The following is a 21,113-nucleotide window of genomic DNA, read 5'->3' as shown; positions in this document are numbered from 1 at the left end:
AGGATCGTCGGCACATCGCACGTAAGTATGAGATTCGGTCGTTTGGGATCGGCAGTCCGGGCGCCACCTGCCTGAGGTGTGACTGCCCGAGAATTCGACTGCCTCGGCGGAGCCGGCCTCCGGTGTTGCACAATGGATTCCATGACTTCAGTGAGCGACGAGGGTTCAGCAAGCACCTCAGTCCGGGGGATGAGCCTCATTCGCGGACCGCGCTTCGTGGATCTGCCGATCCGGCTCCTCGCTCTCATCATGGGACTGACCGTGCTGATCCCGGGATCGTTCGAGATCGACGAACCCCGTTACGTGATGCTCATCATCGTCGCCTACGCACTCTTCTTCCTCGCTCCATTCATGCCACTGGTCGCCGGGCTCCTGTCGACCGGGCTGAGCATGATATTCGTGATGTCCTATCCCGACCTCGAGAACATGTTCCCCGAGGTGCTCATCTTCGCCGCGGCAGTGCTGCTCAGCCATCGACGGTGGACAGCAGCTGTGATCGCCACGCTCGGGTTGGCGGCCTACCTGGCGACCTGCACCGAGCTCGGCGCCTACGACGGCGGCCTCGCCGGATTCATCGACCTGGGCTTCGGCTGGCTGACCTACTCGCTGCTCGGACTCGCCGCCGGCCTCGTCGAGGCGAGGATCCGACGCGAGATCACCCGGCGTGAACGTGCCGCCGTGGAACACCAGCAGGATGTCGAGTCGATGCGTGCGCGGTTCACCAGTGATATGCACGACACCCTCTCGAACTCGCTGGCGACCGAGACCGCGATCATCAGGACAATGGCCCGGACGACCGGATCGCCGGAATCGGAGCGCCTGCTCGCCGAGCTCTCCCTCGTCAACGCGGAAGCGACGAAGCGCCTGCGGCACCTCGTCAGCAGCCTGAGCTCGGGAGAGACACAGGGGCAGCGAATCCGTCTGCACACGGAGATGAGGCAGCTGGCCGCGATGCTCGAAAGCGGATGCGCCGCCGGTTCGATTCGCCTGTCGACTCATGTAACCGAACTGCCGACGTACGCTTCGGCCGCCCTCGGCCAGCACTACAGAGCCATCCTGCTCGAACTCGCGACCAATGTCATCCGCTATTCGACCCCAGGGGCCCCCGCCGCTCTCGACGTCGAGATGCGACGGAACTCAGACGGCAGGACCGAACTCGTCTGCCGCAGCACGAACGAAACCGAGACGGAACTGTCCGAGACTCCCCGCTCGCTGAGCCGCAGGGCCCGAAGAGTCGGCGGAGCCTGTCGCGTGATTGCCGATGAGGGACATCGAGTGATCGTCGAGGTGGTTCTGCCCGTCCGATACGTCACCGCGGGAACCGACGACGGCACATCGCCTGCACGCGGTCCTGGGCAGCACACTGAGGGCGGCGCTCAGCGGGGCGCTGCCGCCGGCGGCGAGGGCGGCGCCGCCGGCGGCGAGGGCGGCGCCGACGAGATCGATGTGCTCTGCAGCCACGACGACCCGATGCACCAGGACACGTCGGACGCTCACCGCGCAGGTGCCTCGGCGAATACCGACGACACACGGAAGTCGGCTGGAGCGGCCGCGGCATCCGGTGGTTCCGAACTGCCCGAATCCGAGCGCTCCGCGCGGCGGGAGAACCGGATCGAGGCATGACAGAAGAGACTCCTTCCGCGGGGGAAACCGCGCCATCCGTGCTCGTCGTCGACGATGATTCGTGGACGACCCGTGCTGTGACCGCGGTGCTCAGAGACACCGACGAATTCCACGTCCTCGACCCCGTCCACTGCGGGGAAGACGCGGTGGAGGCCTATGCGGCGAAGCGCCCGGACATCGTGCTCATGGACGTGAATATGCCACCCGGTATGAGCGGAGTGGATGCGACGAAGGCGATCATGGACATCGATCCCGAGGCACGCGTCCTGCTCCTGACCACCGTCTCACCGGGGCCGGGCATCGCCCGCGGTCTGGAGGCCGGTGCACTCGCCGTGGTCAACAAGACAGCCGGCGATGAGGAACTCACCTCTGTGGTCCGTGCCGCCTTACAGGGAGATTCGCCCGGACTGCTGCGGACCTTGGCCGAGGACATCGTCATCAGCGGTGACACCATTCCCGAAGCACCGCGGGAGGCACCGCAGCTGACCGAACGGGAGCTGCAGCTCTTGGCGCACCTCTGCCGCGGGTCTGACTATGAGGAGATCGCCGCGGCGGAGTTCCTCACAGTCCACACTGTGAAGTCCCACGCACGGAATCTGCGGATCAAGCTGCAGGCGAAGAATCTCGCTCAACTCGTGGTTCGGTCCCTGCAGTTCAAGTACTATTCGCCGGAGTGACCGTGCGACCCGCAGTGACCGGCCGACCCGCAGTGACCGGCCGACCCGCAGTGACCGGCCGACCCGCAGTGACCCTGCGCCCCGGAGTCGCCGCGTGGCCGACGCCGCCGGAATCAGCCTGCGTCTGACCGCCTGACTCAGCAGCCTGCAGGTAGCACTCGTGATGCCTGTGCCGTCGTTGGCTACAGTGTGACCATGACCGATGACGCGATCTTGCGACTGTCTCGACTCATCAGGGGCACCGAGGGATTCCTCCTGCCGCTGACCGAAGTCGACGACGATGCCGAGGTCATCCGCGTCGAATTCGACTTCGACCTTCCCGCCCCTGCGGGTGTCACCGGCACGGAGGCGACCACAGCCTCCGGCACACGCTCTCAGTCGCGAGTTCTCGACGGCACGGTCATCCTCATCGCCGAGGCGGTGCGCAGTCCCAGCGATCTCGACGCAGTCATCGACGAACACCTGGGGGCGGCTGCACTGGTGCTCGGCCCCGGAGCGCACGACCACCTCGGCGAAGATGCGGTCGGTGGTGCCGGCAGCCGCCCCGGCCAGGCGGGAAGGACACCGGTCCTCCTCGAACGTTCGCCGCATGTCACGTGGTCGGAGATCCTCGTCCATCTGCGACAGCTCACCGAGGGCGCGACGAGCGCGCTGGCCTGGCCCGATGTCGACGATCTCAGCGCTCTGGCCGCCGTCATCGCCGAAACCACGGGTGCGTCCATCACGATCGAAGACCCGGCCTCCCGCGTGCTCGCCCACGCCAACCTCGGCGACGAGCTCGATGAGATCCGACGCGAGACGATCCTGTCCGGGGCCATCCCCGATTGGCGGATCGCCGAGCTCGAGGAATCCGGGTTCCTCGACACGATCCGCCGCTCGACCGACGTCGTCGAGCGGCCCGCCGAAGGCACGTCACCGGCCCGGTCGGTCATCGCTCTGCGCAGCGAGGGCGAGCTCATCGGCACGATCTGGGCGGCCTACCCGGCCGAGGTCGACGCCGAACCGCTGCGGGAGGTGCTGCGTGACGCCGCCCGTGCGGCCCTGCCCGTGATGCTGCGGACCCTGCGTCGATCCCCGTTCGAGAAGCGCATCCGGCGGGAGGCGCTCGGTGCGATCCTCGCCGGTTCGGCCGACCTCGGGCCGTCGGCGACTCTGTTGTCCCTGCCGTTCTCCGGCAGCTTCTGTGTCCTCGCCTTCACCGAGGTGGCCCCCGACCGAGAGCCCGTTCTGCGGTTCCACCTGCGGGCCGCCTTCGCCGATGCCGTGCTCGCGCACGTGAGTTCCGCGCGTGCCGGTTCGGCAGACGTCCGTTCGCCCGGAGTCGGTTCGGGACGAGCCGGTGCGCCCGGAGTCGGTTCGGGACGTGCCGGTGCCGGTGCGCGCGGAGGGGGAGCCGGTGAGCGGAGGCACCTCGCGGCGCTGGTGCAGATGAGCGAGCCGATGAGCGGTGAGCAGGTGCGCGCACACGTGATCGCTGCTCTGCGGAGGTCTCTGCCGAAGACGGAGACTCTGTGCTTCGGAGTCGGCACTCCGGTCGATCGGCTCGATGCCGTGCACCGGTCGTGGACGGAGGCCGCGTATGTCGTCGATGCCGTGCGAAGCGGCACGGACGACGGTCGACGCTTGGGCGACGAGACACGTCCGGGTTCGGACCCGGACGGAACCCTGGACACCCACGGCCGGATCGTCGGCGCGACCACCCGTGACGTCGCCGCAAAGGTCGTCGGTCTGCAGGTCGCCGATGCGCTGCTGGCCGCAGACCCGCCTGCGACCGGTGGAGGCCCCGCGCAGGGCGGCGGACGAGTGCCCGCGGACACGCGAGTGTCCACAGACGGGCGGACTCCCGCGGACGAGCGGGTCCCCTCCGAGGCCGGAGTGCTGGGCCCGGCACTGGCGCTGGCCGCTCACGACAGAGCGCACAACGGCAGCCTGCTCGAGACCCTGCGCGTCTACTTCGCCACGGTCGGCAACTCAGCCGAGGCATCCCGCCGTCTGCATGTGCATACGAACTCGCTGCGACACCGACTCGGTCGCATCGAGGAGATCACCGGCCTCTCGACGGCAGAACCGGCCGATCGGCTCTGGCTCGAACTCTCGGTCCTCGTTCACGACCGGTCGTGAGAAACCTACAACCAGCCCCCATGAAGATTGGCTGAATATTGTCCGTTCTCCGAGGTCAGCCGTCCTAAAGTGACAACAGATCTCGAACAAAGGACGTTATGCCCAGCCACCACCATGCGATTCCGAACCGTCGCGCGCGAGCAATCCGAACGATCGCCGAGAACAGCGCTTCGCCTGTCCACTCCGCCGTCCCCGCGCTGACCGAGGAGGTGCCCGTGCTCGGGCTCATGGACCTCGACTGGGTCGACACCGCCTTCGACCGGCTGACCTCGGCCTTCGCGTTTGATAAGGACGTGCTCCACGCGGTGGCGTGCAAGGCCGTGCCGCTGCCGTCGCTGCTGCGCCGGTTCGCCGAGGCAGGTGCCGGCTGCGAGGTCGCCAGCCCCGGCGAACTCGAACTCGCCCTCTCGGCCGGGTTCACCCCCGACCGCATCGTCTTCGACTCCCCGGCCAAGACTTGGGCCGAACTGCGCCGGGCCGTCGACCTCGGCGTCTCGATCAACGTCGACAACTTCGACGAACTCGCCCGCCTCGACACGCTGTTTGACGATCGGAACGGCACAGCCGCCTCGGCGAGGATCGGAATCCGCATCAACCCACAGTCGGGCACGGGGGCGATCGGGGCACTGAGCACCGCGACCGAGACCTCGAAATTCGGTGTCGGACTGGCCGACCCCGGTGCCCGGGAGGTCCTCATCGAGGCCTATCTCGCCCGCCCTTGGCTGGGGCAGATCCACGTCCACTCGGGCTCTCAGGGCATCAGCCTGGAGAAGGCCGCCGTCGGAGTCCGCGCCGCCGTCGACCTCGCCGAGGAGATCAACGCCCACGCCTCGGTCCGACAGATCACACGCATCGACATCGGCGGGGGACTGTCGGTGAACTTCGACGGCGAGGACATCACCCCGACCTTCGCCGACTACCGCGCCGTGCTCGAGGCGCAGGTGCCGGGCCTGTTCGACTTCGACATCGTCACCGAATTCGGCCGCGCGCTCCTCGCCAAGGCCGGCACCGTCCTCACCCGCGTCGAATACGCGAAGACCACCGGCGGGCGCCGCATCGCGATGACCCACGCCGGCGTCCAGGTCGCCACCCGCACCGCCTATGCCCCGAACGACTGGCCGCTGCGGATCCTGCCGTTCACCCCGGAAGGGAACCCCAAGATCGCCGAGGCGGCCGACACCGAGATCGTCCCGACCGATGTCGCCGGCCCCGCCTGCTTCTCCGGAGACCTTCTGGCGCGGGATCAGCTGCTGCCGCGCCTCGATGCGGGCGACATCGTGGCCGTTCCCGAGACCGGCGCCTATTACTTCTCGAACCCGTTCTCCTACAACCTGCTCCCGCGCGTGCCCATCTTCGGATACCGCACCGCAGCCGACGACGGCGATGCGCAGTTCTTCCTCATCCGTCGCGGGCAGACGATCGTCGAAGTCCTCGCCGAGGCGGGGGAGACCGAACTGCGCCCGCTGGGTCAAAGCGACCGAAAGGCCGCAGTCACACCCATGGCGCAGAGCAGCTGATTGCGCGGCACCTGTGAGATCTGCACAGTGCCGGGCAGGCAGATTTGTGTGTTGTTGTGCCGAAATCACGTCACTTCGAACGTAGAGTGATGAGGAACACATCTGTCCTGACCCGGGCGAACACCCAGATTCGCCGGGATCAGGGGAGGACAAGTGAATCACCGCACGAGAAGAAAGACAAAGATGTTGACTTCACACTCAATGCGCAGAGGCTGGCAACGGTGCCTGGCCGGAGTCGCAGCACTGGCCCTGGCCGGATCAATGGCCGCCTCACCGGCGCAGGCCGCCACCTCGGAGGCCCCGGCGTCCGAGAACGTGCTGCGGATCGCCACTGACGGATTCATCGACTCCTTCAACCCGTTCACCTCCTTCTACCTCGTACCGACGAACACCTTCCGCTACATGTACGAGAACCTCGTGGCCAACGACGCCGAGGACGGTTCGGTCACCGAGGGACTCGCGACCGAATGGAACACGGACTCCGAAGGCAAGGTCTGGACCTACACGATCCGCCCGGACATGAAATGGTCCGATGGCGAACCGCTCACGGCCGATGACGTCGCCTGGACCTACAACCAGATGATGGAGAAGGAAGAGATGGCGGTGGCCAACGGCAGCCTCGTCGAGAACTTCGACAAGGTCGAGGCCCCCGACGACGGCACCGTCAAGATCACCCTCAAGAAGCCGCAGGCGAACAACCCCGGCCAAGAGATCCCCGTCGTGCCCGAACACGTGTGGTCGGAGGTCGACAAGCCGGGCGAATTCAAGAACGACGAGAAGTCCGTCGGTTCGGGGCCCTTCCAGCTCGAGAGCTACGAAGCGAACAAATCGATCACGCTCAAGGCGAACCCGAACTTCTGGCGCGGCAAGCCGAAGCTCGACGAGATCCAGTACCGCTACTACACGAACTCCGACGCACAGGTGCAGGCGATCCGCTCCGGTGAAGTCGACTTCATCACCGGGCTCACCCCCGACCAGTTCACGGCGCTCGAGGGGGCTGACGACGTCGAACTCAACGACGGCCACGGCCGCCGCTTCAACGGCATCTCCATCAACCCGGGAGTCGCCGACGCCGAGGGCAAGGAATTCGGCACCGGTCACGAAGCCCTGGAGGACAAGAAGGTCCGCCAGGCGATCCGCGCCGGCATCGACACCGAGACTCTGCGCAAGCAGGTCATGCAGGACTATGCCCAGCCGGCCACGAGCTTCATCCCCGCCGTCTACCCGAACTGGGCACTGAACCCCGACGACCCGGTCATCAGCGGTTTCGACGTCGACGAAGCGAAGAAGCTCCTCGACGACGCCGGCTGGAAGGAAGGCTCCGACGGCATCCGGGAGAAGGACGGCGAGAAGCTGCAGCTGCGCTTCCTCACCGACGCCGACATTCCGACCGAACAGAGCACCGCGAAGTTCCTGAAACCATGGATGAAGGACATCGGCATCGACCTGAAGAACGAGTCGACCGACGCCGACACCGAGTCCGAGCGCACTACGAAGGGCGACTATGACATGTACTTCTCCGGCTGGTCGATCAACCCCGATCCGGACTACCAGCTGAGCATCAACACCTGCGGTCAGCGCCCCGACGCCGAAGGCAACGGCGGCACCACCCAGGACGGCTGGTGCAACGAGGAATACGACAAGCTCTATCAGGCTCAGCACGTCGAACTCGATCAGGCCAAGCGGCAGGACCTCGTGCAGCAGGCCCTGGCCATCCACTACGAGGAAGCCCCCTCGGTGACGCTGTGGTACCCGAACCAGCTCGAGGCCTTCCGCTCCGACCGGTTCGAGAACTTCACCAAACAGCCCACCGACGGCGGCGCCATCGCCAACCAGGTCGGCTACTGGGGCTACTCCTCGGTCGAACCCGTCAGCGATGAGGAAGCCACCGGCGGTGGAATGGGAGCCGGCGGCTGGATCGGCATCGCGGCCGCGGTCATCGTCGTCCTCGGCGGAGGCGGCTGGCTGCTCAGCCGCCGCAAGAAGTCCGACGACCGCGAATAGTCCCCACACCCACAGTCCGGGTGTCGCGCACCACCTGCGGCACCCGGGCCCACGGGCCTGTCCCCACCACCTGGAGCACCACAGTGAGCACACCCACCCACGATCCCCATCCCGAGGATCGCCGTACGCCGGGAACAGGTTCGGCGAACCCGGGCACAGATCCCGCTGACCCGACCTCCCCGGGTTCGGATCCCGCAGGCCAGGGCCCCGCCTCGGCGAGGGATTCTGCCGATGCCCCCGGCGCCGTCGATGCGGACGAACCACCGGCCGGCGGATCGTTCGCTCGCTACTTCCTGCGCAAGCTCGGCGGGGCCGCGACCTCGATGATCCTCGTCATCGTGCTCGGATTCTTCGCTTTCCGCATGCTGCCCGGCGATCCCGTGCTCAAGATCGCGAAGGAACGCCCGATGTCGCCGGCGCAGATCGCCGAGCTGCGAAGCCAGTACGGGCTCGACAAACCCGTCATCGTCCAGTTCTGGGACTACCTCGTGGGCATCGTCACCGGCGACCTCGGCGAGTCCTACGTGTACCGGAAATCCGTGTCCGCGCTCATCGGCGAATACCTCGGCCCGACCCTGCTGCTTACCGGCACCGCGGCCGTCATCGCCATCGTCTTAGGGCTGTGGCTCGGGCAGATCTCGGCCTGGCGGCGCAATTCGCTGTTCGACAAACTCGCGTCCTCGACCTCGCTGATCTTCTGGTCCGTGCCGACGTTCTGGCTCGGCCTCATCCTGCTCATGATCTTCGGCGGCACCCTGCAGTGGCTGCCCACCGGCGGCATGATCACCCCCGGCCTCGACCCGTGGTCGTTCGCCGGGATCATCGACGTGATCACACACCTCATCCTCCCCGTCGTCTCGCTCGTCGCCGTCGTCTACGCGCAGTTCCTCATGATCATGCGCGCCTCCCTGCTCGAGGAGATGAACGAGGACTACCTCACGACCGCCCGTGCGAAGGGGCTCACCGAGGATGAGGTCCGCCGCAAGCACGCCGTACCCAATGCGCTTCTGCCGACCGTCACCGTCGTCTTCCTCCACATCGGCGGACTCATCGCCGGCGCGGTCACCGTCGAAGCCGTGTTCTCCTGGCCGGGGCTGGGCAAACTCACCTTCGAAGCCATCCGCGGCCCCGATCTGCCCCTGCTGCAGGGCACCTTCGTCGTGTTCTCGGCGATCATCATCGTCATGAATCTCGCCGCCGACATCGTCTACCGATTCCTCGATCCCCGCGTCAGGAGGGCCTGATGAGTGCAGACACCCCCGCAGAGGCAGGCCCGGGCTCCCCGTCGAACGGACCGGGCCCGCGCGGCTCGGGCCCGCGCGGTGCGGCTCCGCGTGGTGCGAACCCTGCCGTCGACGGCGCGAAACTCGTGCGCGAACGCCGACTGAACAACGCGAAGAAGAACTGGGCGCTCTTCCGCTCCGACGTTCCCGCGCTCATCGGTGCCGTCGTGCTCCTCTTCTTCGTCGTCATCGCAGTCGCCGCCCCGCTCATCGCCCCGGCCACGATGCTCGACGTCACGAAGCAGCTCGACGTCCCCCGCTACGCTCCGCCGAGCCTCGACCACCCATTGGGCACCGATGACCTGGGGCGGGAGATGTGGGTGCGCATCCTCTGGGGAGCCCGCGTATCCATCCTCGTCGGCGTCGCCGCCACCGTCATGTCCATGGTCATCGGTACGATCATGGGCCTGGCGGCCGGCCACTTCACGGGACTGTTCGGCGGCATCATCATGCGCCTCATCGACTTCTTCATCGTCCTGCCCTCCCTGCTGCTGGCGATCGTCCTGTCCTCCGTCCTCGAGCGTGGAGTCTTCACGATCGTCGTCGCCATCGGGCTGACCTCGTGGGCGTCGACCGCACGGATCGTGCGCTCGCAGACCTTGAGCGTCGAGTCTCGGCTCTACATCGAAAGGGCGCGCATCCTCGGTGCCGGTCATCGGCATATCCTCTTCCGGCACCTGCTGCCGGCCGTGATGCCGCTCGTGCTCGCGAACACGACGCTGACCGTGGGCGGGGCGATCATCGCCGAATCCACGCTGTCGTTCCTCGGCCTCGGCGATACGTCCAAGGAATCGTGGGGCACGATCCTGAAGAACTCGATGGATGTCTCGGCGGCGACCTCCGGCTACTGGTGGTACGTACTCACCCCGGGTATCGCGATCCTGCTGGTCGTGCTCGCGTTCACGATGGTCGGGCGCGCATTCGAGGCCATCATCAACCCTGCCCTGAGGAGCCGCTGATGACTGATCTTCAGTTCGAGGACGTCTCGATCACCTACCGATCCTCTTCGACTCGCGGCGATGTCGTCGCCGTCGAAAATGTCAGCCTCGACCTGCCCGCCGGCGCCACTCTGGGCATCGCAGGGGAGTCCGGCTCGGGGAAGTCGACCCTGATCATGTCGGCTCTGCGCCTGCTGCCGAAGTCGGCCCGGCTGGACGGGCGGGTCCTCCTCGGCGGGCAGGACGTCCGGGAGCTGAGCTTCGGCCAGATCCGCGCGGTCCGGTGGGCTCAGGCCTCGATCGTCTTCCAAGGCGCCCTGCACTCGCTCAACCCCGTCCGCGAGGTCGGGCAGCAGATCATCGAAGCCCTCGAACACCACTCGAAGGGCACGTGGACGACTCCGCAGAAGCGTCAGGACCGGATGTTCGAACTCCTCGCCGAGGTCAACCTCGAAGCGGCGAAGTCGAGTGCGTATCCCCACGAGCTCTCCGGCGGGCAGAAGCAGCGGATCATGATCGCCATGGCGCTCGCCTGCGAACCGGATATCATCATCGCCGACGAACCGACCACGGCGCTTGACGTCATCGTGCAGAAGCAGATCCTGACCGGCCTGGCCCGCCTCGTCGCCGAACGCGGGATCTCCCTGCTGATGATCAGCCACGACCTCGCCGTGCTCTCGGCCGTCTGCGCGGATCTCGCCATCATGCGCGATGGCCGCCTCGTCGAATTCGGGCCCAGCGACGAGGTGTGCCTGGCTCCGCGGGAGGACTACACGAAGCAGCTCGCCGGAGCGTTTCCGCAGATCGGGGACCCCGAATCCCGGCTGCGTCCGAAGACCCAGAGACCCGCCGAGGTGGCCCGGGCCGAACCGTTCACCATGACCGATGAGGTGGTCCTCGAAGCGAAGGATCTCAGCGTCTCCTTCGACACCCGGCGAGGCCGCGAACGGGCGGTGCGCGGAGTGGACCTTGTGCTGCGGAAGGCGGAGATCCTCGCCGTCGTCGGCCAGTCCGGCTCCGGGAAGACGACTCTGGCGCGGTCGCTGCTCGGTCTGCAGGAAGTGGAGGAGGGCTCGCAGCGCTCGTTCGCGGGCAAGCCGCTGCCACGGAAGGCGAAGGCGCTGCGGACGTTCCGGCGGCAGGTGCAGATGATTCTGCAGGACCCGGCCGGCTCGCTCAATCCCAAGCGGAGCGTGTACGAAGCCGTGGTCGAAGGCCTGCGGGTGCAGGGGATCAGGGACCGCGAGTACGAGCGGGTCGTCGGCGCACTCGAGGCCGCCGAGCTCACTCCGGCCGAGGACTATCTCGAATCGATTCCGCAGGAGCTCTCGGGCGGACAGCGGCAGCGCGTCGTCATCGCCGGAGCCCTGGCTCTGGACCCGCAGGTGCTCATCGCCGATGAACCCGTGGCGTCGTTGGATGCGTCCGTGCGCGGAGAGATCCTGTCGCTGTTCCTCGCGCTGAAGAAGAACCTCGGAATGAGTGCTCTCATCATCACCCACGACTTGGGACTGGCGTGGAACATCGCGGATACGGTGGCCGTGATGAAAAGCGGGGAGATCGTCGAATACGGTGAGGTCGACAGGGTGCTGTCCGATCCGCAGCACGAATACACACAGGAGCTGCTCGCCGCGGTTCCCCGACTGGGAAGTCAGAGTCTGGTGAGGAATGAGTGAGTCGGAGTTGCATGAGATCGATCGCACGGCCGGGGTCGGTCGTACGGCTGGGTCTGGTGGCACGGCTGGGGCTGGTCGCACAACCGAGGCTGATCGCACGGCCGCGACTGCGTTCGCTGGTGTGAGTGAGCCGAGCCCCTATCTGAGCACCGCGCCCCTGGCCGCAGGCGACACCGTTCGGCTGATCGCACCGTCGGGACCCACCGACGAGGAATCGCTGCAGCGCGCGATCGCTCAGCTCGAATCCTGGGGACTGCGCGTCACCCCAGGTGAGAACATTCGTGCTCGTCACCCGCGAGTGAAGTATCTGGCCGGCACCGACGAGCAGCGACGCACCGACCTCGTCGACGCCTGGTGCGATCCGGACACGGATGCAGTGATCGTGCTGCGTGGAGGATTCGGGGCGATGCGACTGCTCGACGGCATCGACTTCGAACTCATGCACCGACACATGTGGCGGCGAGACGGCCGCCCCAAACTGCTCACCGGTTCCTCGGACATCACCGCACTCCACCAGTCTTGGGAGCACCACCTCGGGGTGGCGACCCTGTTCTGCCCGATGGTCGGCAACGACCCGTTCAAGAACTCGGTGGTGGTCCCCGACGAGGTGGCCTCCTGGCTGTTTCACCCCTGGGGCGGCCGCGAACTCGGCTTCCCCGCGGACTCTGTCGGCGTGGGCGGTGAGACGGCGGCGGAGCCGGAAGCTGCCGGGTCGTCGCTTGGGTGGTCAGAATGGTCGCAGAAAACCGCCGGTGGCGAGACCATTTTGACCACCCAAGACCGTGCTGCGGTAGAGACCGCTGTGCCCTCTCGTCCGCTCAGCCGGGCGCAGACTCTGGTTCCGGGGACGGCGAGGGGCCGCCTCGGCGGAGGAAATCTCAGCCTCATCGCCGCCGGGATGGGCAGTCCTGAGCTCAGCGACGTGCGGGAGCGGCGTGAGCGGCGCGGTCCGAGCATCCTTCTGCTTGAGGACGTCGACGAGGAGCTGTACCGGCTCGACAATCTCATGGTGCAGCTGGTCCGCGGCGGGTGGTTCACCTCGGCGGATGCGGTGGTGCTCGGTTCGTGGGAGGACTGCGCTCCCGTCCACGAGGTGGAGGCGCTGATGATCGACTACCTCGGCGGTATGGGGATTCCGATCGTGTCGGAGATGGGATTCGGCCACGATCCCGATGCTCCGAGCGCCCCGCTCGGCGTCGGCGTCACCCTCGACGCTGAGCCCGGCGAGCAGCCGCGACTGACGGTGGATCGCGCGGAGGAGCAGGCATGACGGGGCGGACGTTCTGCGGACAGCCAGGCACGATGGGGCGATGAACGCTTCGCGGATGAGCAGACATGACTGATACGAGACTGACAGGAACGATGATGAGTGAACTGAAATTCGACGGACTGCCCGGGGTGCGCTTCAGCGCCTTGGCCTTCGACGTCGACAGCGGGGAACGGGTCTTCGCCCACAACGAGAACGACGAACTCGACACCGCCAGCATGGGCAAGGTGCTCCTGCTCCACACCGCCTTGCAGATGTATAAAGACGGCACACTTGACCTGGAGGAACGTCTGCACCGTCGGCCGTCGGAGAGAGTCGACGAATCCGGGATCTGGTACCTCATGGAGCAGGACGAGCTGAGCATCTTCGACGTTGCGCTGCTCATCGGTGCGTTCAGCGACAACTTCGCCACGAACGTGCTCATCCGCCGGGTCGGTTTGGCGAATGTCGCCGGTCAGGTGGAGCAGCTCGGGTACCGGAACTCGGGTCTGCACGACTTCCTGCGCTGGCCGCGACCGGCGAAAGCGCCGCGGACCCTGTCGACGGGCACGGCCGCCGAGATCAGTGACTTCATGGCCCGGCATGCCAGGGACGAGTTCTGGGACGAGTCGACGAATGAGATCTTCCGGCGCTGGTTGGGAGCCGGCGCGGACACCTCGATGGTCGCCTCGGCGTTCGATCTGGACCCGCTCGCACATTACAACTACCAGCGCGATGTGTGGGTGTGGAACAAGACCGGCACGAACGGGACGATCAGGGCCGATGCCGGGATCGTCATGACGCCGACGCGGCGTGTCGCCTATGCGGTGTTCGCGAACTGGGAGCCGGGCACCGACCGTGTCGTCGACGTCATGCCGGTCATGCGGCGAGCCGGCGACGCGATCCACCGATTCCTATGATCGTGGCTGCCGTCGACGGGGCATCGTCTTTCGGCCTGCGACCTTCGTCTCCGGTCGAGCGAGAATGATCGCTGTCCGACGCCCCTTCAACCACCCGCGGCGCAGAGGACCGTGGGGTAGTCTGGTGGGCGATGTCCGAAACGATCTACCTCACAGGCGAAGCGAAGGCTCCGTCGAACAACCCGATCACCAGCCAGTTCGGTCTGTTCTATGTGGCTTTCGAGATCGAACCGGACACCCACCGCATCCTCGATGTGGACTGCACGGCGACGTTGGCTCTGACCCGAAACTTCATTCGGAGCCTGTTCGTCGATGCCGACATCACGGACCCCGGTCGACTGATAGAGCGCATCCAGCGCCGCTACCACGGCTCCTCGCAGAAGGCTCTGATCACAGCGGTGAACAACGCCGCGAAGAAGTACCGCGAGGTTGCTGCTTAAGTAGCGCGTCCGACCACCGCGATTGCCCGGCCCCTCACCGGACCGGATCCGATCGACAACTGCACATTGCTCCATCCTCGGTACCGCCAATGGTGCCGCTGTCGGGGTGGACGAATTCAATGAGGAAGTGTCGTTTGTGATCACGGACGGTTATCTATTCATCAGCCTGCTTCTGGCGATCTCCGCAGCGCTCGTCGTCGCGGACCGGAGCGGGCGTTTCAAGCTGTTCAAGTATGTGCCCGGCTTCGTCATCCTCTATATCGTGGCCGCGCTGCTCAACACCATCGGCGTCTTCGACCACGCGGGCGGGGACATCGACGACGTCGGCGAGACACTGCGCATGGCGCTGCTGCCCGCGATGATCCTGCTCATGCTGTTCAAATGCGATATCCGGCAGATCATCAAGCTCGGGCCGAAGCTGCTGCTGACCTTCGCCGTGACCGCGGCGAGCATCATCGTAGGCTTCATCATCAGCTATCTGATCCTGCACTCCAGCCTCGACCCCGAAGCGTGGAAGGCCCTCGGCGCGCTCAACGCCTCCTGGACGGGCGGATCGGCGAACATGGTCGCGGTGCAGGAAGTCCTCCAGGCGCCTGAGAACGTTTTCGGCTACGTCCTCATCGTCGACACGGTGCTCTACTCGTTCTGGCTGCTGCTCATCTTCTCCTCCGTCACGGTCTCCGACTCGTTCGACAAGTGGACGAAGGCCGATATGTCGAAGCTCGACTTCACGAATAGGGTCGACGCTGAGGAGGAGAGGCCGATGACGCTGCCGTCGATCTTCGGTCTCATCGGATTCGCACTGCTCGCCTCCGCGTTGGCCACGCGCATCGGAGAGCTGCTGCCCGAGGTCGGTGCGGTCATCGACAGCACCGCGTGGACGATCCTCATCGTCAGCATCCTCGGCCTCGTCATCGGCTCGACTCGCTTCGGCAAGACCGCCGGATCCAATGAGCTCGCCTCGATCCTGCTCTACCTCATCATCGGCATCATCGCCTCCGGCTCGGACTTCACATCTCTGGCCGAAGCACCGCTGTACCTGGTGGCCGGAATCATCGTCCTGGTCGTCCACATCGCCATCATGCTCATCTACGCGAAGCTCACCCGCACCGAACTCTTCAGCATCGCCGTGGCCAGCACCGCGAACATCGGCGGCATCGCCTCGGCGCCGGTCGTCGCGGGTGCCTTCAACCGGCAGCTCGTGCCCGTCGGTGTGCTGTTCGCGCTGATGGGAACGTTCCTCGGCACGTTCCTGGGCCTGTGGTCGGCACAGATCCTGTCCGGGCTGGCATGATGAGCGGACCGACACACCCTCGCCGAGGAGGCCGACCTCCCCATCGCGGACGCGCCGATCCGTGCGCGCCCCGCGTCGCCCCGACCATGTCGAACCGGCCCGTCCATACCCGCCCCGACCGCACCTGCCCCGTCCACACATGCACGGACCGCACCTGCCCTGACCACGCTCGCCCGACCGGAAGGACCCGACCATGACCGCACCCGCTGCACAATCCGCACCCGCATCCGCACACGCTGCCGTCGACGTGTTCGACGGGCACAACGACCTCGCCTGGTATCTCCGCGAGGAACGCGACTACAGCGTGGAGGGGCTCAACGACCCGAGCGTCTCTCCGTTCACCACCATGGACCAGCTGGCCGCGGGACATGTCGCAGCTCAGTATTGGTCCGTCTACGTCCATTCCTCGATCACCGGCACGGACGCGATCAAGGCCACCTGGGAGCAGATCGACGCGGTTCAGCGCTTCGTCACCGCCTATCCCGAACGCCTCGCCTTCGCTCGCACCGCCGCCGATGTCCGCGCCGCCCGCGCCGCCGGCAAGGTCGCCTCCCTCATGGGCGTCGAAGGCGGACAGCAGATCGACGAGTCCCTGCCCGTGCTGCGCTCCTACGCTCGCGCCGGAGCCAGATACATGACGCTGACCTGGTCGACGACGCATTCCTGGGCCGACTCGGCCACCGACGAACCGGTCCACGGTGGACTGAGCGAATTCGGCCGCGAGGTCGTGGCGGAGATGAACCGGATCGGCATGATCCTCGACCTCTCCCATGTCGCACCCACCGTCATGCACCAGTCCCTCGACCAGTCGACCCTGCCGGTGCTCTTCACCCACTCCTGCGCTTACGGGCTCAACCCGCACCCGCGCAATATCCCCGACGACGTCCTCGACCGCGTGCCCGGCAACGGGGGAGTGGCGATGATGACCTTCGTGCCTTCGTTCGTCTCGAACGCCCGCCGCGAATGGGTCGACGCCGGAGAGCAGGGAACCGCCCCCGAGGTGACCGTTGCCCAGGTCGCCGACCACTGCGATTACGTGCGCGAGAGGATCGGCATCGACCACATCGGCCTCGGCGGCGACATCTGCGGAGTCGATGAGCTGCCGACCGGACTCGGCGACGCCGGCCAATACCCGAACCTGTTCGCGGAGCTCGCTTCGCGCGGATGGTCGCAGACCGACCTGCGCAATCTCGGCTTCGACAACGCGATGCGCGTCCTCGACGCGCACGAGGAGGCGTACACGGCGTTCCTCGGCTCCGCGGACGACGCACCGTCCGCGGGCATTCGTCCGGCCGCCTCGGCGGGGGACGACGGAGGAGCCGCGGGCAACTCCGCTTCCCCGGACGACGGTCCGGCCGCCTCGGCGGGGGTGGAATCATGACGCGACTGCTCGTCATCGTCAATGACGTCGACTCCCAACCGGGGCTGCTGACACGGTGGATGATCAGTGAAGACGTCGAATTCGATCTGCGCATCGGCGGGGTCTCACCGCTGCCGCGGCCGGCTGAGCTCGATGCCTATGACGGGCTGATCATGCTCGGCGGCGGGTACATGCCCGATGAGACCGAGCGTGCGCCGTGGCTGGCCGATGAGGCCGATCTCGTCCGCCGTGCGCTGGAGACGGATCTGCCGCAGTTCGGGATCTGCCTCGGCGGGCAGCTCATCGCCCACGTCATCGGCGGTGATGTGCGGGCTCAGACCGGTGCCCCGGAGAAGGGGTACACCATGATCGACACCACCGACGAGGCGGTCGCGGACCCCGTGTTCTCAGCGATCCGAGCGCGGACGTCGTTCGTCGAAAGCCACGTCGACCGCATCGTCGCCCTGCCTGAGGAGGCGACTCTGCTGGCCACGAGCGAGGCCTGCGAATTCCAGGCGTTTCGCGTCGGCCGGGCGTGGGGGACGCAGTTCCACCCGGAATCGACGCGGGCGAACATCGAGCGCTGGGACGCGGAGAGACTGCAGACATTGGGGTTCGATAAAGATACCCTGTTGGAAGAAGCGAAGGAGCTCGGGCCCGAGAGCGAACGCGACTCGAAGGCTCTGTTCTCGGCGTTTCTCACAGTGGTCCGAGACTGAAGCCTGTGTCTGAGGCTCGCGTCTGAGGCATACTAGGCGAGGCTCTGACCACAGTCAGGGTTGCCAGGCATGCGGCACAGCCGCCGCAGTGGACACGGAGGAATCGTGAGCGACAAGGAACCCACGACCACAATCGATCCCGGTGACGGACACCAGCCCGAGACCCTCAAGCGGGTCATGGGGCCGAAGCTGCTGCTTCTGTTCATCGTCGGCGACATCCTCGGAACGGGCGTCTATGCGCTGACCGGCAAGGTCGCCGGACAGGTCGGAGGTGCCGGCTGGGCGCCGGTGATCCTCGCCTTCCTCATCGCGCTGATCACCGCGTTCTCCTATATGGAGCTCGTGACGAAGTATCCGCATGCCGCGGGTGCGGCTCTGTACACGCACAAGGCGTTCGGGATCCACTTCGTGACGTTCCTCGTCGCCTTCGCGGTGCTCAGCTCCGGAATCACTTCGGCGTCGACGGCATCGAACGTCTTCGCCGCGAACCTCGTGGCCGGCTTCGGCTGGGACATATCGGGCACAGGGGTGATGTGGATTGCGCTGGCATTCCTCACTCTCATCGCGCTGATCAACCTCCGCGGAGTCGGCGAGAGCGTGTGGTTCAACGTGTTCCTCACCCTCATAGAACTGAGCGGTCTGCTGCTGGTCATCGTCGTCGGGTTCTTCGCGCTCGGTTCGGGCGACGCTGACTTCTCGCGCGTGATGATCTTCGAGACCGAGGGCGACAAGAGCGTCTTCCTCGCGGTCACCGGTGCCACTGCGCTCGCCTTCTTCTCCATGGTCGGATTCGAGGATTCGGTCAATATGGTCGAGGAGACGAAGGATCCGCGGGTCTTCCCGAAGATCATGCTCTCGGGACTGACGATCACCGGCATCATCTACGTCCTCGTCTCCCTCGTCACCGTCGCGGCCGTGCCCATCGGCGTGCTCACCGAGAGCGAGACGCCGCTGCTCGAAGTCGTCCGCGAGGGTGCCCCGGGTCTGCCGATCGATACGATCTTCCCGTTCATGACGATGTTCGCCGTCGCGAACTCGGCACTGATCAATATGCTCATGGCCAGCCGACTGCTGTACGGAATGGCCAAGCAGAATGTGCTCCCGCCCGTGTTCGCCAAGGTCATGGCCGGCCGCCGTTCGCCATGGGTGTCGATCATCTTCACGACGCTGATCGCCTATGCGCTCATCATCGTCGTGAGCACGATCCTGCCAGAGACGGTGACCGCGTCCCTGGGCGGCACCACCTCGCTGCTGCTGTTGGCCGTGTTCGCCGTCGTCAACGTCGCCGTGCTCATCCTGCGCAAGGACAGATCCGTCCACGACCACTTCAAGGCACCGACGTTCCTGCCGTGGATCGGCGTCATCACCTGCGCGTTCCTCGTCGGTCCGTGGGCCCGCCTCGACGAACTCATCCAGTATCAGATCGCAGTCGCGCTCGTCGGCATCGGCGTCGTCCTGTGGGTCGTGACCTGGTTCTGGAACCGTTCGACGAAGGGCACGAGCACTCGCTTTCGCAATCCCGAAGAACTGACGTGAGCCCATCCCCTCGCCGAGGCGGTGGGGCAGGGCGAAGCGTGCGGCTCCTCGCCGAGGTGGTGCGGGCGGGGTCGTCCAGCGGTATTGCTCGATATGCTGGGACGGTGGGTTCCCGACCTGCGCTCGGATCTGTACAGCTCAATCCAATGAAGGTGAAAAATGACAGTACTCGTCGGTTACGTCAACAATCCCGCCGGACACGCTGCTCTCGATGCCGGCATCGCGCAGGCGAAGAAGGACGGCAGGGAAATCGTCGTCGTCAACGCCTCACGGTCGGCGCAGCGCAACGATTCCTACCGCCTCGGCGAGGGTGAGCTCAAATCGGTCAACAACTATCTGGCCAGGGCGGACGTCGAGTTTCGCGTGCTGACGTTGGGCAGCGAATTCGACCCGGCCGAGCAGATCCTCGACACCGCCACCGAGGTGGGGGCCGAGCTGATCGTGCTCGGAACCCGGAAGCGTACCCCGGTCGGGAAGTTCCTGCTCGGGTCGACCATTCAGAAGGTCATCCTCGACGCCGAAGCCCCGGTGCTGTGCGTCAAGGCCGCGCACTGACACCGAGGGTTCGGCACCGGTGACCTGCCGGAGTCAGCCGCCCCGCCTGCCTCAGCCGAGCGATTCCATGATGAGGTCGGCGTTGATATGTGCGCCGGCCAACACGCCGCTGGCGGTGCTGGCCACGACCATCGCCGACACGTCTGCGCTGTTGCCGACCGCCCAGACACCGGGCACATCGGTCTGCCCGGCCGTCTGCGTGGGGATAAAGGTTCCCATTCCGCTCGGATGAGCGACGACCTCACCGCCGAGTTGCGAGAACAGATCGGCATCCGCCCGCGCATATGCACCGACGGTGAGTGCATCGAAGGTGAGAGCGTTCGCCCCGTCGGCGGGTTCTCCGGCAGCCAATGAAACGACGGTTCCGGACTCGGCGCGAGCCACCTCGGTGACGGTGGAATCGATGTACTCGATGCCGAGAGTGTCGAACATTGCCTCCTGCTCGGAATCAGGAGCGGGAGCAGTGTGGCGGATGAAACTGACGTGGTCGCTGAGCTGGGAGAACAGCATCGCCTGGTGGTATGACATGGCCGTCGTGCCGATCACCCCGATGCGCTGTCCGCGCACTTCGTAGCCGTGGCAGTAGGGGCAGTGCAGGACGGTGTCGCCCCACCCCTCGGCGAGGCCCGGAATCTCCGGAAGCTCGTCGCTCAGGCCGGTGGCGATGACGATGCGGCGAGCTCTGACCTCAACCCCGGTTGAGATCGCGAGTTCGAACCGATGCTGCGGAGCCTCCTCGGCGGGGCGGGAGTCTGAATCGTGGGTATGGGCTCTGGTCACGGTCGCATCGATGAAGGTCACGCCGTAGTCTTCAGCCTCGGTGCGGCCCTTCGCCACGAGATCCTGCGGTCTGATGCCTTCGTGGCCGAGGACGTTGTGGGCGTGGGCGCTTGAGGAATTGCGCAGCTGACCTGCGTCGATGACGACGACGGAGCGCAGCGACCTGGCCAAGGCTATCGACGCGGCGAGACCTGCTGCACCACCGCCGATGACGGCGACGTCGAAGGTGTTCTGCGCTGATTCGGCTGACGAAGCGCGTGGGCGGGACTCGGCAGACCGTGAACCAGGTGATGGGGACGACTGTGGGCCGACTGAAGCGGACGGTTGTGAGCTCTCGGATGCGGTGGGCATGGTCATGGTTCTCCTGTGTGCAGATGGATGATCGAGATTCGGTGCTGATTTCGAGTCTGCGGCCTGCTCGGCC

General features: G+C 66.0%; 17 protein-coding genes. 16 read left to right on the top strand and 1 reads right to left on the bottom strand.

What is annotated here, in order from left to right; all coding sequences use genetic code 11:
* Window positions 1–141 precede the first annotated feature (141 nt).
* The 16 genes from EB835_RS06310 (at window position 142) to EB835_RS06235 (ending at window position 19,909) form a co-directional block, all read left to right on the top strand.
* Complete coding sequence (locus tag EB835_RS06310; protein WP_135808608.1) at window positions 142–1,623, top strand: sensor histidine kinase; 1,482 nt, start codon at window positions 142–144, stop codon at window positions 1,621–1,623.
* Entirely contained in the window at window positions 1,620–2,300 is a 681-nt protein-coding gene (locus EB835_RS06305) for a response regulator transcription factor (RefSeq protein WP_135808607.1), read from the top strand. The genes EB835_RS06310 and EB835_RS06305 overlap by 4 nt, the downstream gene beginning before the upstream one ends.
* A gap of 195 nt (window positions 2,301–2,495) precedes the next feature.
* Complete coding sequence (locus EB835_RS06300) at window positions 2,496–4,421, top strand: PucR family transcriptional regulator (RefSeq protein WP_135808606.1); 1,926 nt, start codon at window positions 2,496–2,498, stop codon at window positions 4,419–4,421.
* A 98-nt stretch (window positions 4,422–4,519) separates the two neighbouring features.
* Entirely contained in the window at window positions 4,520–5,938 is a 1,419-nt protein-coding gene (locus EB835_RS06295; protein WP_135808605.1) for a type III PLP-dependent enzyme domain-containing protein, read from the top strand.
* 183 nt (window positions 5,939–6,121) lie between these two features.
* A complete protein-coding gene (locus EB835_RS06290; protein WP_135808604.1) occupies window positions 6,122–7,942 on the top strand; it encodes an ABC transporter substrate-binding protein in 1,821 nt (606 codons plus the stop codon).
* Between the two features lie 83 nt (window positions 7,943–8,025).
* Window positions 8,026–9,186 carry an ABC transporter permease gene (locus EB835_RS06285; RefSeq protein ID WP_205749876.1) on the top strand — a complete coding sequence of 387 codons (1,161 nt, stop codon included), beginning with the start codon at window positions 8,026–8,028 and terminating at the stop codon, window positions 9,184–9,186.
* Window positions 9,186–10,184 carry an ABC transporter permease gene (locus EB835_RS06280; RefSeq protein WP_240688584.1) on the top strand — a complete coding sequence of 333 codons (999 nt, stop codon included), beginning with the start codon at window positions 9,186–9,188 and terminating at the stop codon, window positions 10,182–10,184. The genes EB835_RS06285 and EB835_RS06280 overlap by 1 nt, the downstream gene beginning before the upstream one ends.
* Window positions 10,184–11,839 (top strand): ATP-binding cassette domain-containing protein, encoded by a 1,656-nt coding sequence (locus tag EB835_RS06275; RefSeq protein WP_135808603.1) that lies wholly within the window; start codon window positions 10,184–10,186, stop codon window positions 11,837–11,839. The genes EB835_RS06280 and EB835_RS06275 overlap by 1 nt, the downstream gene beginning before the upstream one ends.
* A 121-nt stretch (window positions 11,840–11,960) precedes the next feature.
* Window positions 11,961–13,109, top strand: coding sequence for a S66 peptidase family protein (locus tag EB835_RS06270; RefSeq protein WP_240688583.1), 1,149 nt, complete (start codon window positions 11,961–11,963; stop codon window positions 13,107–13,109).
* A 65-nt stretch (window positions 13,110–13,174) separates the two neighbouring features.
* Window positions 13,175–14,005, top strand: coding sequence for a serine hydrolase (locus EB835_RS06265; protein ID WP_240688582.1), 831 nt, complete (start codon window positions 13,175–13,177; stop codon window positions 14,003–14,005).
* Between the two features lie 131 nt (window positions 14,006–14,136).
* Window positions 14,137–14,445, top strand: coding sequence for a DUF3870 domain-containing protein (locus EB835_RS06260; RefSeq protein WP_135808601.1), 309 nt, complete (start codon window positions 14,137–14,139; stop codon window positions 14,443–14,445).
* A gap of 136 nt (window positions 14,446–14,581) precedes the next feature.
* Window positions 14,582–15,739 (top strand): DUF819 family protein, encoded by a 1,158-nt coding sequence (locus EB835_RS06255; protein ID WP_135808674.1) that lies wholly within the window; start codon window positions 14,582–14,584, stop codon window positions 15,737–15,739.
* 193 nt (window positions 15,740–15,932) lie between these two features.
* A complete protein-coding gene (locus EB835_RS06250; protein ID WP_135808600.1) occupies window positions 15,933–17,120 on the top strand; it encodes a dipeptidase in 1,188 nt (395 codons plus the stop codon).
* Window positions 17,117–17,818, top strand: coding sequence for a type 1 glutamine amidotransferase (locus EB835_RS06245; protein ID WP_135808599.1), 702 nt, complete (start codon window positions 17,117–17,119; stop codon window positions 17,816–17,818). The genes EB835_RS06250 and EB835_RS06245 overlap by 4 nt, the downstream gene beginning before the upstream one ends.
* A 105-nt stretch (window positions 17,819–17,923) precedes the next feature.
* Window positions 17,924–19,354, top strand: coding sequence for an APC family permease (locus EB835_RS06240; protein WP_240688581.1), 1,431 nt, complete (start codon window positions 17,924–17,926; stop codon window positions 19,352–19,354).
* Window positions 19,355–19,513: 159 nt separating this feature from the next.
* Window positions 19,514–19,909, top strand: a complete 396-nt coding sequence (locus EB835_RS06235; RefSeq protein ID WP_135808597.1) for a universal stress protein — start codon at window positions 19,514–19,516, stop codon at window positions 19,907–19,909.
* Between the two features lie 51 nt (window positions 19,910–19,960).
* Here EB835_RS06235 and EB835_RS06230 read toward each other — a convergent pair whose 3' ends face one another.
* Window positions 19,961–21,046, bottom strand: a complete 1,086-nt coding sequence (locus tag EB835_RS06230; protein ID WP_240688580.1) for an NAD(P)/FAD-dependent oxidoreductase — start codon at window positions 21,044–21,046, stop codon at window positions 19,961–19,963.
* Window positions 21,047–21,113 lie beyond the last annotated feature (67 nt).

The sequence above is a fragment of the Brevibacterium sp. S22 genome (genome assembly GCF_004745485.1).
GTDB lineage: Bacteria > Actinomycetota > Actinomycetes > Actinomycetales > Brevibacteriaceae > Brevibacterium.
The sequence above is the reverse complement of the archived record's forward strand: the minus strand, read 5'-3'. Positions and strand labels throughout refer to the sequence as shown.

Excerpts from the sequence above, each read along its gene's own strand:
- EB835_RS06310 (WP_135808608.1), top strand. The coding sequence starts at position 142 with ATGACTTCAGTGAGCGACGAGGGTTCAGCAAGCACCTCAGTCCGGGGG.
- EB835_RS06305 (WP_135808607.1), top strand. The coding sequence starts at position 1,620 with ATGACAGAAGAGACTCCTTCCGCGGGGGAAACCGCGCCATCCGTGCTC.
- EB835_RS06300 (WP_135808606.1), top strand. The coding sequence starts at position 2,496 with ATGACCGATGACGCGATCTTGCGACTGTCTCGACTCATCAGGGGCACC.
- EB835_RS06295 (WP_135808605.1), top strand. The coding sequence starts at position 4,520 with ATGCCCAGCCACCACCATGCGATTCCGAACCGTCGCGCGCGAGCAATC.
- EB835_RS06290 (WP_135808604.1), top strand. The coding sequence starts at position 6,122 with ATGTTGACTTCACACTCAATGCGCAGAGGCTGGCAACGGTGCCTGGCC.
- EB835_RS06280 (WP_240688584.1), top strand. The coding sequence starts at position 9,186 with ATGAGTGCAGACACCCCCGCAGAGGCAGGCCCGGGCTCCCCGTCGAAC.
- EB835_RS06275 (WP_135808603.1), top strand. The coding sequence starts at position 10,184 with ATGACTGATCTTCAGTTCGAGGACGTCTCGATCACCTACCGATCCTCT.
- EB835_RS06265 (WP_240688582.1), top strand. The coding sequence starts at position 13,175 with ATGACTGATACGAGACTGACAGGAACGATGATGAGTGAACTGAAATTC.
- EB835_RS06260 (WP_135808601.1), top strand. The coding sequence starts at position 14,137 with ATGTCCGAAACGATCTACCTCACAGGCGAAGCGAAGGCTCCGTCGAAC.
- EB835_RS06250 (WP_135808600.1), top strand. The coding sequence starts at position 15,933 with ATGACCGCACCCGCTGCACAATCCGCACCCGCATCCGCACACGCTGCC.
- EB835_RS06245 (WP_135808599.1), top strand. The coding sequence starts at position 17,117 with ATGACGCGACTGCTCGTCATCGTCAATGACGTCGACTCCCAACCGGGG.
- EB835_RS06235 (WP_135808597.1), top strand. The coding sequence starts at position 19,514 with ATGACAGTACTCGTCGGTTACGTCAACAATCCCGCCGGACACGCTGCT.
- EB835_RS06230 (WP_240688580.1), bottom strand. The coding sequence starts at position 21,046 with ATGACCATGCCCACCGCATCCGAGAGCTCACAACCGTCCGCTTCAGTC.